The organism is Mesorhizobium sp. M0663 (assembly GCF_040320585.1).
Classification (GTDB): domain Bacteria; phylum Pseudomonadota; class Alphaproteobacteria; order Rhizobiales; family Rhizobiaceae; genus Mesorhizobium.
Genome location: NZ_JAMYPX010000027.1, coordinates 49,570 through 65,103, shown reverse-complemented (window position 1 = coordinate 65,103; position 15,534 = coordinate 49,570). Strand labels below are relative to the sequence as shown.

The 15,534-nt window shown below is 63.1% G+C and carries 15 protein-coding genes; 4 read left to right on the top strand and 11 right to left on the bottom strand.

Going from position 1 to position 15,534, the window contains the following annotated elements:
• Positions 1–211 precede the first annotated feature (211 nt).
• The 5 genes from NKI54_RS29570 to ettA form a co-directional block, all read right to left on the bottom strand.
• Positions 212–829: an MOSC domain-containing protein gene (locus NKI54_RS29570; RefSeq protein WP_352693155.1), complete on the bottom strand. Its 618-nt coding sequence runs from the start codon at positions 827–829 to the stop codon at positions 212–214.
• Positions 830–1,027: 198 nt separating this feature from the next.
• On the bottom strand, positions 1,028–2,149 hold the full coding sequence (locus tag NKI54_RS29565) for a beta-ketoacyl-ACP synthase III (RefSeq protein WP_352637302.1): 1,122 nt from the start codon (positions 2,147–2,149) through the stop codon (positions 1,028–1,030).
• Between the two features lie 123 nt (positions 2,150–2,272).
• Entirely contained in the window at positions 2,273–2,608 is a 336-nt protein-coding gene (locus NKI54_RS29560) for a hypothetical protein (protein WP_352637257.1), read from the bottom strand.
• Positions 2,609–2,722: 114 nt separating this feature from the next.
• Positions 2,723–3,493: a trans-aconitate 2-methyltransferase gene (gene tam / locus NKI54_RS29555; RefSeq protein WP_352637259.1), complete on the bottom strand. Its 771-nt coding sequence runs from the start codon at positions 3,491–3,493 to the stop codon at positions 2,723–2,725.
• Between the two features lie 45 nt (positions 3,494–3,538).
• Entirely contained in the window at positions 3,539–5,188 is a 1,650-nt protein-coding gene (gene ettA, locus NKI54_RS29550) for an energy-dependent translational throttle protein EttA (RefSeq protein ID WP_292659428.1), read from the bottom strand.
• 241 nt (positions 5,189–5,429) lie between these two features.
• On the opposite strand from ettA, the gene NKI54_RS29545 reads away from it, so the two are divergent.
• Positions 5,430–6,725, top strand: coding sequence for a GGDEF domain-containing protein (locus NKI54_RS29545; protein ID WP_352571800.1), 1,296 nt, complete (start codon positions 5,430–5,432; stop codon positions 6,723–6,725).
• 27 nt (positions 6,726–6,752) lie between these two features.
• Here NKI54_RS29545 and NKI54_RS29540 read toward each other — a convergent pair whose 3' ends face one another.
• From NKI54_RS29540 to NKI54_RS29525, 4 genes are all read right to left on the bottom strand, one after another.
• Entirely contained in the window at positions 6,753–7,367 is a 615-nt protein-coding gene (locus tag NKI54_RS29540; protein ID WP_156937311.1) for a hypothetical protein, read from the bottom strand.
• A gap of 73 nt (positions 7,368–7,440) precedes the next feature.
• Positions 7,441–8,454: a ribonuclease T2 family protein gene (locus NKI54_RS29535; protein WP_352589406.1), complete on the bottom strand. Its 1,014-nt coding sequence runs from the start codon at positions 8,452–8,454 to the stop codon at positions 7,441–7,443.
• A 120-nt stretch (positions 8,455–8,574) separates the two neighbouring features.
• Positions 8,575–9,024: a MarR family winged helix-turn-helix transcriptional regulator gene (locus NKI54_RS29530; RefSeq protein ID WP_023675882.1), complete on the bottom strand. Its 450-nt coding sequence runs from the start codon at positions 9,022–9,024 to the stop codon at positions 8,575–8,577.
• The gene (locus tag NKI54_RS29525; RefSeq protein ID WP_352589403.1) at positions 9,021–9,923 is read right to left on the bottom strand and encodes an alpha/beta fold hydrolase; all 903 of its coding nucleotides are present in this window, start codon (positions 9,921–9,923) and stop codon (positions 9,021–9,023) included. The genes NKI54_RS29530 and NKI54_RS29525 overlap by 4 nt, the downstream gene beginning before the upstream one ends.
• A gap of 149 nt (positions 9,924–10,072) precedes the next feature.
• On the opposite strand from NKI54_RS29525, the gene NKI54_RS29520 reads away from it, so the two are divergent.
• The 3 genes from NKI54_RS29520 (at position 10,073) to NKI54_RS29510 (ending at position 13,908) form a co-directional block, all read left to right on the top strand.
• Entirely contained in the window at positions 10,073–11,008 is a 936-nt protein-coding gene (locus NKI54_RS29520; RefSeq protein WP_023675880.1) for an alpha/beta fold hydrolase, read from the top strand.
• A gap of 78 nt (positions 11,009–11,086) precedes the next feature.
• Complete coding sequence (locus tag NKI54_RS29515; protein ID WP_352589400.1) at positions 11,087–12,262, top strand: CaiB/BaiF CoA transferase family protein; 1,176 nt, start codon at positions 11,087–11,089, stop codon at positions 12,260–12,262.
• On the top strand, positions 12,259–13,908 hold the full coding sequence (locus tag NKI54_RS29510; protein WP_352589397.1) for a thiamine pyrophosphate-binding protein: 1,650 nt from the start codon (positions 12,259–12,261) through the stop codon (positions 13,906–13,908). Before NKI54_RS29515 ends, NKI54_RS29510 begins: the two co-directional genes overlap by 4 nt.
• Before the next feature lie 40 nt (positions 13,909–13,948).
• Here the strand turns inward: NKI54_RS29510 and NKI54_RS29505 are convergent, their stop codons facing one another.
• Together NKI54_RS29505 and NKI54_RS29500 are read right to left on the bottom strand one after the other, a co-directional pair.
• Positions 13,949–14,392: a CHRD domain-containing protein gene (locus NKI54_RS29505; RefSeq protein WP_352589394.1), complete on the bottom strand. Its 444-nt coding sequence runs from the start codon at positions 14,390–14,392 to the stop codon at positions 13,949–13,951.
• Positions 14,393–14,538: 146 nt separating this feature from the next.
• A complete protein-coding gene (locus NKI54_RS29500; RefSeq protein ID WP_023675876.1) occupies positions 14,539–15,510 on the bottom strand; it encodes an ABC transporter substrate-binding protein in 972 nt (323 codons plus the stop codon).
• Between the last annotated feature and the right edge of the window lie 24 nt (positions 15,511–15,534).

Here is a 15,534-nt window from a genome sequence, read left to right as displayed (position 1 = left end):
CCGCCGCCGCCCCCCCCCCCCGGGTGCGGGCCACCCCGGCGAAACCCTCGCCCCCTTGGGGCCGGTTCGCCGGCCCCCACCCCCCCGCTTCGCGGTGGGCGAGGAACCCAGGTTCTCAGAGGTCGAGGGACAGTGCCTCCCTGCCCTGCAGGATAGCGGGGTACGAAGGAACGCGGCTTTGACTGGCAATGCCGCCTTGCCTGGAAAACAACTAGGCCCGGTAAATCCACTGCTCCGGCACGCGTACCGAAATCTCCTCGCCGGCCGCGATCGTGCCGGGCTTCTCGACCCAGGCGACGAGCCCACGCAAGCGCTTCGCCGCCTTCGGGAACAGCAGCGCTCCGGCCTCATGGTCGGGCATCCCGGCATTTTCGGCGACCGACCGGCCGGCGATCCGGCAAGGCCCGTTCTGCGCGTCGATCTTGACGGTCGCGCCGCCTTTGAAGAACAGCTGCGTGCCGGTCGGCAGCATCGAGAGGTGCGGCAGGCCTTCGATCAGGAGATTGGCGCCGATCCATTCCGGCTTGATTTCGGTAATGCCCATCCGTTCGGCAACGATTGCCAGTTCGTCCTCCGCGACGATCGACAATTGCCGCTCGTTGTGCATCTCGGTGCCGCGCGGATACCAGGGTTCCCGCCCGCCGGAGCGCCGCGTCGTGCCGACATGGAAATCGCCTTCAATGCCGTCGAAACCGAGTTGCAGCGTATCCACCGCTCGTGTCTCAAAACGATCGAACGGTGCGAGGTAAAGCGCTGCCACCCTGGCGGCGAGTTTTCGCGACGGGACGATCTCGACCGGAGTTTCGGCTTCGGGAAAAAGATCCAGCATGGGTTCGTGCCTCGCGTGATACGCGCAATTAGCCGCGGTCAGCTCATCAGGTCCAGTCGAAAGCGCTGATGCTCCGATCAAGCGGACTGATGCGATTTGCCAGGCGCGCTCCGATGCCGGTGCCGTTCGCGCCGAGCTAATGCATGTCGCCCAAAAGTGTGCAGCGGTTTTGGGACAACGACATGCGTAAAACAAAATCTAAAGCATGCGCAATAGCGCGCCGCCGATCGAGTAGCCGGCGCCGAAGGCGCAGAGCAGGCCGTAGTCGCCGGCCTTCATGTCGGCATGGTTCTCCGACAGGGCGATGATGGCACCGGCGGCGGCGGTGTTGCCGAGGCGCTCCAGCACCATCGGCGCGCGGTCGTGGTCGACGTCATGGCCGAACGACAGTTTCAGGATCATGGCGTTCATCCGCGCATTGGCCTGATGCAGCCAGAAGCGCCGGATCGCTTGCGGCGTCAGCCCGTGCTCGGCCAGGAATTCGACGATGAACTTGTGGCCGGCGACGGTGACTTCCTTGAACACCTTGTTGCCGATCTGCTTGATCAGATTGCCTTCCAGATCGATCATGTACGGATCGTCCTGGGTGGCGCGGGTATAATAACCGAGATTGGTGCGGATGCTGTTCGACATCTGCGTCCAGGCGCGCGTGTCGAGCACCTCGAAGCGCCCCGGCCGCTTCTCGCCCTGGGCAAGCCCTTCGACGATCATCGACACGGAAGCGTCGCCGAAGATGAAATGCGTCTGCCGGTCGCGAAAATTGAGATGCCCGGTGATGATCTCCGGCGTCGACACCAGTACGCGCTTGTGCGCCCCTGCCCGCACCAGATTGACCGCGATGTGCAATGCGGCAGCCGCCGACGAGCAGCCAAGCCCCATGTCGAAGCCGGCGCCTTTCGTCCCCAGCGCCTGCTGCATTTCGATGGCGATCGCCGGATAGGGCCGCTGATGGTGCGAGGCCGAGCAGATCACCAGGTCGATGTCGCCAGGCTTCAGCCCGGCATGATCGAGCGCCTTGCGGGCCGAGGCGATGCCGAACTCGGCCTCCAGCGACAGCGCATCGTCGGGCCGCGCCGGGAAGCGCGGCGCCATGCGGGTCGGGTCGAGGATGCCTTCCCGTTCGATGACATGGCGGGTCTGGACGCCCGAGGCATGGACGATGAAGGCACTGTCCGATTTCTGTACCAGCGGCTCGCCCGACACCTCGCGCCGGACGTTCTCCATGTCCACCCAGGCGTTGAAGCTGGCGACGAGTTCCTCATTGGTGATCGAAGCTTCGGGGATTTCAACGCCGATGCCGCTGATGATGACGCGATGCATTTCCAGTTCGTCCCGTGTGCGCAGGCGTTGCGGCTTCATGTCGACGCCGCAAAAAGCTCGGCGCAACCTCTTTTGCACCTAGCCAGTTTATGCCGGCTTAAATCAAGTCCCTGGGACGGGTCTTTACCAGGCGCAGAGCTTGGTATAGGTCTGCGGGTTGTTCCAGCAGGCACCGTCATCGCGGCTGCGCACGAATTGCCCGGGCAGCGGCACGTTGCGGCGGCCGAGATTGACATAGCCATAGGCAAAACCCGGTCCGTCGATTTCCAGGACGTAGGTCGGATAACCCGGCGCCGAGATGCGAAAGCTGCCGCCATCGTCCAGCGCCCGATAGCTGCACGAGAAATAGCCGTCGTCGCTGGTGAAGCAGCGCGCTCGCTTGGCCTCCGCCGATATAGACAAGGCAAGCACAGCGGCCGCACAAACGCTGCCGCCGAAACCCATCTTTTTCAGTGTCATCATCCATCCCCATGGCCCATGAAGGGCCTTATCCCTGCCCCAGCGAGATGCGCATGACGGCGAAAGCCGGTCAAGCATCCGCTGCTGGCTGTTTTTGGGTGTAGCTAAGAGCTTCTAAGCAGAACGCCGCGCCACGATGAAGAGACGGGGAAAGCGCAGCAATACCTTGCCGCTTGCCGTTTTCGGATAGGCTTCGCTGATCCTGGCCGTGTAGCGCTTCAGGAAAAGCTGCCGCTCGTTCTCGTCGAGCGGATCGAGGAACGGCTTCAGCCCCGTCGACTTCACCCATTCGACGATCGCCTCGGCATCGGCCAGCGGATGGTTGTAGATCGTGTGCCAGATATCGAGCCGATCCGAGAATGGCGACAAAAGGTCGTAATAGAACGCGACCGGCGGCAGCGGCGCGCGGGCCGCGCGCTCGAGCTTTTCGGCAAACGGCATCTCGGCCGCGGTCTCCCGCATCAGCCGGTGCGAAGGCTCGGCCATATTGTCCGGCATCTGCACGGCAAGCGCGCCGCCGGGCGCCAAAAATCCCATCAGCCGCTGGAAGACCGCCGGATGCTCCGGCAGCCATTGAAACACCGCATTGGCAAAGATCACGTCGACCGGTTCGTTCGGCTGCCACGCCGCCGCATCCGCCAAGGCAAAGGTGACGCCGGGCAGGCGCGCCTTCGCCTTCTCGATCATGTCGAGGGAGGTATCGAAGCCGCTGATCTGCGCCTGCGGCCAGCGCTCGACCAGCAATTCGGTCGAATTGCCCGGCCCGCAGCCAATGTCGACCACCCGGCGTGGTTCCGGCACCGGCACCTGCGCAACGAGATCGCGCGCGGGGCGGGTGCGCTCGTCCTCGAATTTCAGGTAGAGGGCGGCGGACCAGTCGGCCATCTTGGTTCCTCAGATCATTTGAGAATTCGCCGCCCTGTAAATGTCTTACCGCGTCAGCCGCTTATACGTCATGCGGTGCGGATTGACCGCGTCCGGGCCGAGGCGGCGGATCTTGTCCTGCTCGTAATCCTCGAAATTGCCTTCGAACCATTCGACGTGGCTGTCGCCCTCGAAGGCGAGGATGTGCGTCGCCAGGCGATCGAGGAACATGCGATCGTGCGAGATGATGACGGCGCAGCCGGCGAAGCTCTCGAGCGCGTCTTCAAGTGCAGCCAGCGTTTCGGTATCGAGATCGTTGGTCGGTTCGTCGAGCAGCAGCACATTGCCGCCGGTCTTCAGCATCTTGGCCAGATGCACGCGGTTGCGCTGGCCGCCGGACAGGTTGCCGACCTTCTGCTGCTGGTCGCCGCCGCGGAAATTGAACGACGCGCAATAGGCGCGGGTGTTGGCTTCGAACTTGCCGAGCTTGACCACTTCGGCGCCGCCCGAGATCTCTTCCCAGACCGTCTTGGTCGGGTCGAGCGCGTCGCGGCTCTGGTCGACATAACCGAGCTTGACCGTCTCGCCGACGCGGATGGTGCCGGCATCGGGCTTTTCCTGGCCGGTGATCATGCGGAACAGCGTCGTCTTGCCGGCGCCGTTCGGGCCGATGACGCCGACGATGCCGCCGGGCGGCAGCTTGAATTCGAGATCGTCGATCAAAAGCGTGTCGCCAAAGCCCTTCGACAAGCCCTCGACCTCGATCACCACATTGCCGAGCCGCTCGCCATGCGGAATGACGATCTGGGTGTCGCTCGGACGCCGCTTGTCGGCTGCATCCAGCAGATCCTGGAACGCCTGGATACGGGCTTTCGACTTGGTCTGCCGGGCTTTCGGGCTGGACTGGATCCACTCGCGCTCGCGGCCGATCGCCCGCTGGCGCGCATCGTCCTCGCGGCCTTCCTGCTTGAGCCGCTTGGCCTTGGCTTCGAGATATTTGGTGTAGTTGCCTTCGTACGGGATACCGCGGCCGCGATCGAGCTCGAGGATCCAGCCGGTGACATTGTCGAGGAAGTAGCGATCGTGGGTGATGATCATCACCGCGCCCGGATAGGCCCGCAGATGCTTTTCCAGCCACGCCGTCGTCTCGGCGTCGAGATGGTTGGTCGGCTCGTCGAGCAGCAGAAGGTCGGGCTGGCGCAGCAAAAGCTGGCAAAGCGCGACGCGACGGCGTTCGCCGCCCGACAGCTTGGTGACATCGGCCTCCTTGGGCGGGCAGCCGAGTGCCTCCATCGCCATCTCGACCTGCTGTTCGAGATCCCAGAGGTTGAGCCGGTCCATCTCGTCCTGCAGCTTGGCCGACTCGTCCGCCGTCTCGTCGGAATAGTTCATCATCAATTCGTTGTAGCGCTCGATGATGGCGGTCTTGGCGGCGACGCCTTCCATGACGTTTTCGAACACGTTCTTGTTCGGATCGAGCGCCGGCTCCTGCGCCAGGTAACCGACGGTAGCACCCTCGGCCAGCCAGGCCTCGCCGCTCCACTCCTTGTCGATGCCGGCCATGATCTTGAGGATCGTCGACTTGCCGGCGCCGTTGGGACCGAGGATGCCGATCTTGGCGTCCGGATAGAAGGACAGATGAATGTTCTCGAGCACCTTCTTGGTGCCGTAGGCCTTGTTGAGGCCGGCCATGTGATAGATGAACTGGCGTGCCACGCGCGCTTTCCCTGAAAAGTCGACTGATGTCGGATTGAATGGAAGTTGGGGGCTATGTAAGCGATGCGGCCGCGAACGGCAAACAGTTTTGGCCCCAAGCGGATTTGGTCGCACCCACAAACGCTTAGCCGCTTCATTTCGTGCCGGCGCCCAGGCGAAAGCTCCGGTTAACCATTCCGCGTCAAACAATGTTGGATGGGAAATCGCTGGCAGCCGCGATTTCGGGGAGAGAGATCGGGCCGTGTTGAACAGTTTCCTGCTTTTTGCCGAAGCGGTTCTCTATTTCGGCATCATGGTCACGCTTTTCCGGTTCAGGGGCCGCATCGGCCTCGGCGTCTTTGTTTGCGCCCTTGGCGTCATGCATTTCCTGGAAACCTATCTCGCCAGCGTCTTCTACGTCGCGCTGCCGTTCGGCATGGTATCGCCGGGTTCGGCCGTGCTGTTTTCCGGCAAGCTGGTCATGCTGCTCCTGCTCTACATCAAGGAGGACGCGGCAACTGTCCGGCAGCCGATTTATGGCCTGCTGCTCGGCAATGCCCTGATGATCGGGCTCGTGCTGATCCTGCGCCTGCACGACATCGCACCGCTGCCCGACGGCAAGCTTCCCGACATCGGCTTCATCGACGAGATGGGCTGGCTGATGGTGTGGGGCACGACGCTGCTGTTCGTCGACGCCATCCTGATCATTCTGCTCTATGAAAAGCTCGGCAAATATCTGCGCAAGGCGCTTTTCACCCGCATCCTGGTCTCCGTCGCCTGCGTGCTCACCTTCGACCAGGCAGGCTTTTTCACGGCGCTGCATTTCGTCACCGGCGCGCCGGTCGCGGTGTTCTTCGGCGGCTGGTTCGCCAAGATGGCAGCGGCCCTGGTCTACAGCACCATGCTGGTCGGCTATATCAGGTGGTTCGAGGCGCGGCAGGTGCCGGCGGCGCGCGGGCTTTCCGACATTTTCGACACGCTGACCTATCGCGAGCGCTATGAGGCGCTGGTCGAGCATGTCGGTCGCGACGGCCTCACCGGCCTCCTGCACAGGGGGCGCTTCGACAGCGATGGCGAGGCCGCCGTCGCCGCCAGCCTGCGGACCGCCAGGGCGCTCAGCCTGCTGATCATCGATGTCGACCACTTCAAATCGATCAACGACCGCTTCGGCCACGCCGAGGGAGACAAGGTGCTGAAAGCCCTGGCAATTTTGCTTGGCGAACTTGTCGGGACCGAAGATCAATTGTTCAGGATCGGCGGTGAGGAATTCGCCATCCTCGGCTGGCGTCCGCAGCCGCTCGCCAGACTGCTGGGCGAAACCGTCAGGCAAGCGGTCAAGACGTCCGCGAGCACAAGCCGGTTCGACATTACCGTCAGCGCCGGCATCTCGACGGTCAGCGAGACGACCCGTTGCCTTGCCGATCTCTTTGCGCTGGCCGACCAGCGTCTCTACAAGGCCAAATCCACGGGACGCGATCGCGTTGTCGGCGAACCGGGCGGCAACGAAGCAGACGCCCGCAACACATGGACCAGGCCGGAGCGCAGCGCCGGCGCGTAACGCTGCCCAGGCCTGCGATTGGCTCAATCAGGATTGTTTGCGCCGCTGCCATCCGCCGATCGCAACCGAAACCGCCATCAGCGCGATCGCCAGCCATTTCAACGCGGTAATAATCGGGCCGGCTTCGATGTCGTAGGCAATGAACAGAAGAATGCCCGGTACCAGCAGGCCGCAGAGCACGAGCGTGATCCGGTTGATCTGCCATGACACTTTTGCCGCAAGCGCCTGGTCGCCGGGCACGGCGACAAGCGCGGCCCGCATTGCCTTCGGCGCCACCAGCGTGGTCGAAAGACGCAGCGAAATCGGCAGGCCGATGCCGATGATCAGGAAGGCGCATGCCGCCAGGAGCAGCGAAAACTTGATCGCACTGGTTTCGGCCGGTACCGGGAACAGCAGCGCCGCCAGCGGCAGGAAGACACAGAATATCCCGAGCGCGGCAATGGCGATGAAGATCGCCGCGTTGACCAGCGTGAACAATTGGTAGGTGCCGCCGCCGACGGGTTTGGCGAGCGTGGTCATGCGCGCCCACTCCACTTCGGTGTAGGAAAAGCCCGGCCACTCCATATGGCCGTCGCGGATCGCCGTCATGCCCTTGGCCCAGAACGCCAGCCGCGCCAGCGCGCCGCCCGTCATACCACTCATCGCCACCCCCTATGAATGATGCCCCCGGGATCATACCATCCCCGGTGCAAAGCGACAGTCGCGTACGGCCTGTTTACTGGAACCCGACGGCATCGACCGCGCCCTTCGGGCAGCCAGCCTTGGCTGTCGGCGCCGAGGCAAGCAGCAGGGCACCGAGCGAAGCGTTCGAAGCGATCGGGCCGGTCAGGCCGAGCGTCAGTTCGCCGATCAGCCGCCTGCCGTTCGAAGGATCGACCACGCAGGACACGCGGACCCGGTCGCCCGCGCCTTTGCCGAAGGCACTGTCGAAGGTGCTGCGGATCTGATCGGATGTCAGTTGCTTGCCGATGTTCTTGATGAAGAGATCGCGCACCGGCGACGCATTCATCGCGCGCATCAGGTTCAAAGCGACGGCGAAATACTCCTGCTGGCTCTTGCCGTAGCAGGTGCCGTGCTTGATCCATTCATGCCTTTCGAGGGCGGATGCGGTGCCCGGCATCACCTGGTCGAGTTCCGCTCGCGTTTTCGGGTCAAGGGTGACCGGCGGCAAGTCTCGCCAGTGCGCCGGATCGTCGTTCGCCTTGTCGCTTGCGGCGACCTGGCAATAGAAATTTCCGTTCGGCTGCGGCCACAACCCATGCAAGGTGAAGTGGGTCGCCTCGAAACCGGCGGCGGTCTGCGCACGGCATTCGGCCTTGCTGGATTTGGTCTCGCAGAAAGCCGGCTGCCAGCTCAGCGCGAAGACATATTCCGGCTTTCCGGACGCCGATGGCTTGTTCGGCTCGGCAGGCGCCGGTGCAGCCGGCATCGTCGACGCGCTGCCGCCCGAAACACGACCGCAGCTGATCTTAACCCAGCGGCGCTCCGGATCGGCGCCCGGCACGCGAATGAGATAGTGCGTGGGCGCGTCCTTGTTGCCGGCCAGCAGATCATAACTCTGACCAGCCGCGGTCGAGACATTGCCGGGATTCTTGCTGCTCTTGATCGCCTGCGTTGCCGGACAGGCGGCATCGGCGACGAAAGAGCCGGTCATCTTCACATCGGCCCGCGCCGCGCTTGCGCCAGCAAACGCAACAAACACCGCCCCCCATATCGCCCAAATCCGCATTCCGGCACTCCTCGTGATTCACGCCGCAAGCTAGAAACTTGCGACATGTCAGAATTACGATTTCTTTCGCCGGCCGTAAAAACAATCGCCAGCGCATTGAGACGGCTCCCGCGCGGTCGATCAGGATCCGCCCGCCTCCACCCGTTCCGTCAGGGTGCGCAGCAGATCAAGCGAGGCTTTCAGCGCGTCGGCGTCCATACCCTCCGAAACGCGGTTCGCCCAAACATGCTGGCGTGTGCCGATATTCTTGACCGCTGCCCGGCCGGCATCGGTTATCGACAACAGCTTGGCGCGGCGATGCGCCGGGTTGTCGGCGTAGGCGGCAAGCCCCTCCGCAGCCAGTATGTCGGCCAGCCGCTGTACACTCTGACGGGCGAGACCCATGTCGCGGGCGATGTCGGCCACAGATTTCGGCTCCTTCAAAACTGCACCCAAAACCTGCCAGCGCGCTGCCGTCAGCCCGGTTGGAGCGGCCAGCCGGTCGGCCGCATCCAGAAAACTGCCGTTCATCCTGAACACGGCAAGCACCAGTTCGGTGAGCACATTTGCCGCTTCGGTCCTGGTCGTCATTTCTGGCCGGCCTCGATGGTCGCGACGAAATTATTAACGGCTTCGGCTACGACCTCGGGCTTGTCAAGCATCACCCAATGGCCGCTGCCCGCCACGATCTGGCGCGGAATGTCCGTGCGCAGCCGGTAGAGCGCGGCTGGAGTGTCACTGGCCTCGGTAGCCAATACGAACATAGGCCCGCGATACGCATCGAGTGCCGGCTCCGGGTTCCATTCGGCCAGTGCCTTGCCGACACTTGCCCTCGCCGCCGGATCGACCACTGCCGCATCGGCCAGAACACGCTGGCGAACAGCCGCGTTAGGGCCGGCAATCGACGTGTAATAGGCGTTCAGGACATCACGGCCTTGCGGACCGGCCAGATCGCGGACAAAGCCGTCACGAATCGCCTGCGGCAGCGCACGAGGATCGGTCGCCGGGTCGACGAGCAAGACACCGGCGACCCGGTCGGCATGGCTGGCGGCATAAGCGAGCGCCACGCCACCGCCGCCGCTGTGCGCGACAATGAGAAACCGCTTCAGGCCAAACGCGTCGGCCACGGCACCGACATCCATTGCACGACCGTCATAACCATAGTCACCGTCCTGCGCCGGCGCGGAGGCGCCATGACCGCGAAAATCGAAGGCTACCGCCTCGCGGCCTTCGACGGAGAGCTGCATCACCCGGTCCCAGTGGGAAGCGCGGCTGCAATCTCCATGCAGGAACATGATCGGCAGGCCATTGCCGGCGTTGATCCTATAAGTGGCAAGCTGGCCTTGCGGGCCTGGAACAGTGGACGTCATCATGGTCATCTCCCTGGTTTCCTGACTGAACGCAGCAATCCCTGACAACAGGGTGATCGTCGTGAAGGCGAAGCCCGCCAGCAAGATTGCACGCCGCGAAATGGCCCCGGTGGTTTTCATAGTCATACCCCCAATCTGCCGCTGACCATTTGACAGTATGCTGTCATGTAATCACATTGACAGCATGCTGTCAACTACCGTCGAATGGGTACCTACGTCCCTTGACGTCGATCGCTGCGTCGCCCAACAGTCGCCGACGGGAGCGAGACATGCCATTTGACAAGCAGAGGATGCTGGCATCGCCGACCGGCGCCGAGCTCAACCTTTATGTGAAACACGCCATCGGCCAACCGCGCGCCATTGTCCAGGTCAATCACGGGTTGGCCGAGCACGCGGCGCGCTATGCCCGTTTCGCCGATTTCCTTGGCGAGCGCGGCTACCAGGTCTACGCGCACGACCACCGTGGCCACGGCGCCACCAAGGCGCCCGACGCGCCACCTGGCAGGTTCGCCGATGTGGATGGCGGTGCCAAGGTCATCGCCGATGTCGCCGCCGTCCATGATCTCATCGCCAGGGAACAGCCGGGCCTGCCGGTCATCGTCTTCGGTCACTCCTTGGGCGCGTCGGTCGCGCTGAACTTTGTCCTCCGCCACTCGGCGCGCATCCATGCCGCCGCGATCTGGAACGGCAATTTCTCGGCCGGACTGCTCGGCCAAATCGCGCTGGCCATGCTTGGTTGGGAAAAGTTCCGGCTTGGCTCAGACGTGCCGTCGCGCCTGCTGCCCCGGCTGACGTTCCGGGCCTGGGGCAAGGCGGTGCCCAATCACCGGACGCCGTTCGACTGGCTGTCGCGCGATGCCGTTGAAGTCGAGAAATACATCGCCGACCCGCTTTGCGGCTGGGACGCATCGGTGTCGATGTGGCAGGACATCGTCATGATGACGCTGCATTGCGGCAGCGACCGCAATTTTTCCGGCGTGCGGCGCGACCTGTTCGTCAATCTGGTCGGAGGCGAGCAAGATCCGGCCTCGGACGGCGGCAAGGCGGTCAGCCATCTTGCCGGCCGGATGCACATGATGGGTTTTTCGAATCTCGTTTCAAAGGTTTACGCCAAAACCCGCCACGAAAGCCTGAACGAGATCAACCGAGACATCATCATGGAGGATTTTGCCGCCTGGGCCGACCGCGTGCTGAGGGCACAGTGATACTGGCCCATTGCAAGGGCCGTGACAGCGGCGCGCGGGATTGATAGAGGCTGCGCTTTCGATCAACCACGGTGATCCATGACTGAGCCTCCGCTCAAAGGCATCCGCGTCATCGAACTCGCACGCATCCTCGCCGGGCCATGGGCCGGACAGCTGCTTGCCGACCTCGGCGCCGACGTGATCAAGGTCGAGAGCCCGGACGGCGGCGACGACACCCGCAAATGGGGACCGCCCTTCGTCATCGGCCATGACGGCGAGAACCTTTCGGCCGCTTATTACCATTCCTGCAACCGCGGCAAGCGCTCCATCGCCATCGACTTCTCGACGCCCGAGGGTGCCGAGACGGTGCGCCGGCTGGTCGCGACATCGGATGTGCTGATCGAAAACTTCAAAGTCGGCGGACTGAAGAAATACGGCCTCGACTATGACAGCCTGAGGAAAATCAACTCGCGGCTGATCTATTGCTCGATCACCGGTTTTGGCCAGTCGGGACCGTATGCGCCGCGTGCCGGCTATGATTTCATCATCCAGGGCATGGCCGGCATGATGTCGATCACCGGCGAAGCCGGCCGCGAACCGCAAAAGGCGGGCGTCGCTATTTCAGATGTTTTCACCGGGCTTTATTCGGTCATCGCCATCCAGGCGGCGCTTCGCCATGCCGAGAAGACCGGCGAAGGCCAGCATATCGACATGGCGCTCTACGACACCCAGATCTCGACGCTCGGCAACCAGAACCTCAACTATCTCGTCTCCGGACAGTCGCCGGTGCAGATGGGCAATGCGCATATGAACATCGCGCCCTACGAAGTGGTGCCGGTGAAAAATGGCCACATCATCCTGGCGGTCGGCAATGACGGCCAGTTCGCAAAGTTCTGCGCTGCCGTCGGCCTCGATGAGCTGGCGTCGAACCCTGACTTCGCCACCAATCCCGCCCGCGTCGCCAACCGGGCGAAGCTGCGCGAGCATATGATCGAGGCGCTGAAAGCCTTCGATCGCGACCCGTTGCTGGCCAGACTTGAGACTGCCGGAGTGCCGGCCAGCCCGATCAACAACATCGGCCAGATGTTTGCCGACCCGCAGACCATAGCGCGCGGCATGCGGCTCGACCTCGATGACGGCCATGGCAATCTCTTGCCCTCGGTGCGGGCGCCGATGGTCATGTCCGGCACGCCGCTGGTCTATGAGCGCCCGTCGCCGCGTCTCGGCGAACACACCCAAGAAATCCTTGCCGAACTGGAGAGGTCAGGAAAATGAAGACCGGCGGACAACTCATCGTCGATGCGCTCGAAGCCAACGGAACGGACCGTATCTATTGCGTACCTGGCGAATCCTATCTGGCGGTGCTCGACGCGCTGCATGATTCACCGATCCGCACAATCGTCTGCCGCCAGGAGGGCGGTGCCGCAATGATGGCCGACTGCCACGGCCGCCTGACCGGCAGGCCCGGCATCTGCTTTGTCACCCGCGGCCCAGGCGCCACCAATGCCTCGGCCGGCATCCACATCGCGATGCAGGATTCAGTCCCCCTCATCCTGTTCATCGGCCAGGTCGCCAGCCACGCCAAGGGGCGCGAGGCCTTCCAGGAGGTCGACTACGTCAGGTTCTTCGGCGATATCGCCAAATGGGTGGTCGAGATCGACGACGCCGCACGCATACCCGAATTCGTCACACGCGCCTTTGCGGTGGCGACGTCCGGTCGCCCGGGCCCGGTCGTCATCTCGCTGCCCGAGGACATGCTGACCAGCCTCGCCGAGGCACCGGACGCCCGGCATTATACCCCTGTCGAGACGCGGCCTGGCGAAGTCGAGCTCGACGCACTGGAAGTGTTGCTCAACAAGGCAAAGCGGCCCTTCGTCATCCTCGGCGGTACGCGCTGGGACGCGCAGGCCGTTGCACGGATGCGGACGATAGCCGAAGCCTGGTCGCTGCCGGTCGGCTGCTCCTTCCGCCGCCAGATGCTGTTCGACCATCTCCACCCGAACTATGCCGGCGATGTCGGCATCGGCATCAATCCCAAGGTAGCAACCGCCATCAAGCAGGCCGACCTTGTGCTGCTGATCGGCGGCCGCATGGGCGAGATGCCGTCATCCGACTACACGCTGCTGAAGAGTCCCTACCCCGACCAGACGCTGGTCCATATCCATGCCGACGCCGGCGAACTCGGCCGCGTCTACCGGCCGGCGCTGGCGATCAATGCCTCGCCTGCCGCTTTCGTCGAAGCCTTTGCCAGACGCAAGCCGGCCGCAACGCCGGTGTGGGCGGCTGAGGCAGCGAAGCTGCACGCCGCCTATCTCGACTGGTCGACGCCTCCGGAGAGCGGCCCCGGCGCCGTCCAGATGGGGCCGATCATGAATTATCTCGAAACGATGCTGCCGGACGACGCCATCCTCACCAACGGCGCCGGCAACTACGCCACCTGGGTGCATCGCTACCATCGCTTCCGGCGTTTCGGCACGCAGGCAGCACCCACATCCGGCTCGATGGGCTACGGCACGCCGGCGGCGGTCGCCGCCAAGCAGCTTTTCCCCGACCGCGACGTGATCGCCTTCGCCGGCGACGGCTGTTTCCTGATGAACGGCCAGGAATTCGCCACCGCCGTGCAATACGGGCTGCCGATCATCGTCATCGTCGTCAACAATGGCATCTACGGCACCATCCGCATGCATCAGGAGCGCGAATATCCCGGCCGTGTCGTCGCCACGGACTTGAAGAATCCCGACTTTGCTGCTTTGGCCCGTGCCTATGGCGGCCATGGCGAGACGGTGGAAAAGACCGCCGACTTCGCCGCGGCCTTCGAGCGAGCGCGGGCCAGCGGCAAGCCGTCGATCGTAGAGATCAGGCTCGACCCTGAAGCCATCACGCCGACCCGCACGATGACCCAGATTCGCGACAAGGCCTGACAAAACAGGATGATTGCCCTGTTTTGTCGTCGTGATCTGCCTATTTGGCCTTCTCGATCTGGCCGCGGATCTCGCCGTCCGCGTGGGCCGCGGTGTGGATGTTGACGTAATATTTGCCAGCCTCAAGATCGGTGGCCTGGGCATCAGTCAATGTCGCCGAACCCTTGATCGGGCTCTTCAGCTTGCCTTCGAACGGCACCACTGGATCGGCGTTTTGACCCTTTTCCGCTGGGCCGTGAATGTGTGCGGCCTTCGCCGGCCCGCTGAGGCCGGAATATCTCACGGTCCAGCTGAGTTTCTTGGTGGCGGTGTTGAACCTGAGCGTGGCGGTGCCCTTGCCCTTCGTGGTGACGGGCGGGTTCTGCTGAGCACCATCGAGCGTCGCCGCCATCTTTATGGTTTCGGCCAAGGCCGGTGAAGCAGAGAAGATGGCTGCAGAAATGGCCAGCGCCGAAAGCATCGGCGTGAAGGACTGGATGCGCATGGAAACCTCCGTTGTGACACCCTTGGGCGGGTGCACCGGCACAACGATTTTGCGAGCGGATGTTTCCGCCGGTAACGTTCATTTTACCTCCCACTAAAAAGGGGCGGTCGCCCGCCCCTTTTCCGCTACAAGCCAGTTTGACAGCCCTATTTGATGGCCTTGTCGGTGATCGCCGTCGTGTAGGCGCCGGTAGGCTCCTTGCTGATGATCTTCTGGTCGAGCAGCGCCTTGGCGGTGCGCTCGTAGGTCGCCGGATCGAGCTTGCCATCGGCATTGTCGATCAGCTTGGCGACTTCGCCCATCATGCGCTTCTGGTGATTCTCGTCCTGGCCGCCATTGTCCATGACGATGCCGGCCGCTTCGTCGGAATTGTCGACGGCGTATTTCCAACCCTTCATCGAAGCGCGCACGAAACGCACCATCTTATCCTCGAAGGCCGGATCCTTGAGCTTGTCCTCCAGGGCATAGAGCCCGTCTTCGAGCAGATCATTGCCCATGGCGGAATAGTTGAAGACGGTCAGCTCTTCCGGCTTGTAGCCGGCGTCGATGAGCTGCCAGTACTCGTTATAGGTCATGACCGAAATGCAATCCGCCTGCTTCTGGATCAGCGGCTGCACGTCAAAGCTCTGCTTGAGCACGGTGACGCCGTCCGGCCCGCCATCGGTCTTGAGGCCAAGCTTGTTCATCCAGGCATAGAACGGATACTCGTTGCCGAAGAACCAGACGCCGAGCGTGTGGCCCTTGAAGTCGGCTTCCGTCTTGATCGGACCGTCCTTCGGGCAGACCAGCTCCATGCCGGCCTTCTTGAACGGCTGGGCGATGTTGACCAGCGGCACGCCCTTCTCGCGCGCAGCCAGCGCACCGCCCATCCAGTCGACGATGACGTCGGCGCCGCCGCCGGCAATAACCTGCTCCGGTGCAATGTCCGGTCCGCCGGGCTTGATATCGACGTCGAGGCCCTCGGCGTCATAGAAGCCCTTGGCCTTGGCGACATAATAGCCGGCGAACTGTGCCTGGGTGACCCATTTCAGCTGCAGCGTCACCTTGTCCGCGGCCATCGCCTGGAACGCGGCAAGCGACATCGCGCCGGCCAGCATCGAAACAACAAGTCTTTTCATGTTTTTACCCTCTGAAGTTAGCGC

Excerpts from the sequence above, each read along its gene's own strand:
- NKI54_RS29570 (WP_352693155.1), bottom strand. The coding sequence starts at position 829 with ATGCTGGATCTTTTTCCCGAAGCCGAAACTCCGGTCGAGATCGTCCCG.
- NKI54_RS29565 (WP_352637302.1), bottom strand. The coding sequence starts at position 2,149 with ATGCATCGCGTCATCATCAGCGGCATCGGCGTTGAAATCCCCGAAGCT.
- NKI54_RS29560 (WP_352637257.1), bottom strand. The coding sequence starts at position 2,608 with ATGACACTGAAAAAGATGGGTTTCGGCGGCAGCGTTTGTGCGGCCGCT.
- tam (WP_352637259.1), bottom strand. The coding sequence starts at position 3,493 with ATGGCCGACTGGTCCGCCGCCCTCTACCTGAAATTCGAGGACGAGCGC.
- NKI54_RS29540 (WP_156937311.1), bottom strand. The coding sequence starts at position 7,367 with ATGAGTGGTATGACGGGCGGCGCGCTGGCGCGGCTGGCGTTCTGGGCC.
- NKI54_RS29535 (WP_352589406.1), bottom strand. The coding sequence starts at position 8,454 with ATGCGGATTTGGGCGATATGGGGGGCGGTGTTTGTTGCGTTTGCTGGC.
- NKI54_RS29530 (WP_023675882.1), bottom strand. The coding sequence starts at position 9,024 with ATGACGACCAGGACCGAAGCGGCAAATGTGCTCACCGAACTGGTGCTT.
- NKI54_RS29525 (WP_352589403.1), bottom strand. The coding sequence starts at position 9,923 with ATGAAAACCACCGGGGCCATTTCGCGGCGTGCAATCTTGCTGGCGGGC.
- NKI54_RS29520 (WP_023675880.1), top strand. The coding sequence starts at position 10,073 with ATGCCATTTGACAAGCAGAGGATGCTGGCATCGCCGACCGGCGCCGAG.
- NKI54_RS29515 (WP_352589400.1), top strand. The coding sequence starts at position 11,087 with ATGACTGAGCCTCCGCTCAAAGGCATCCGCGTCATCGAACTCGCACGC.
- NKI54_RS29510 (WP_352589397.1), top strand. The coding sequence starts at position 12,259 with ATGAAGACCGGCGGACAACTCATCGTCGATGCGCTCGAAGCCAACGGA.
- NKI54_RS29505 (WP_352589394.1), bottom strand. The coding sequence starts at position 14,392 with ATGCGCATCCAGTCCTTCACGCCGATGCTTTCGGCGCTGGCCATTTCT.
- NKI54_RS29500 (WP_023675876.1), bottom strand. The coding sequence starts at position 15,510 with ATGAAAAGACTTGTTGTTTCGATGCTGGCCGGCGCGATGTCGCTTGCC.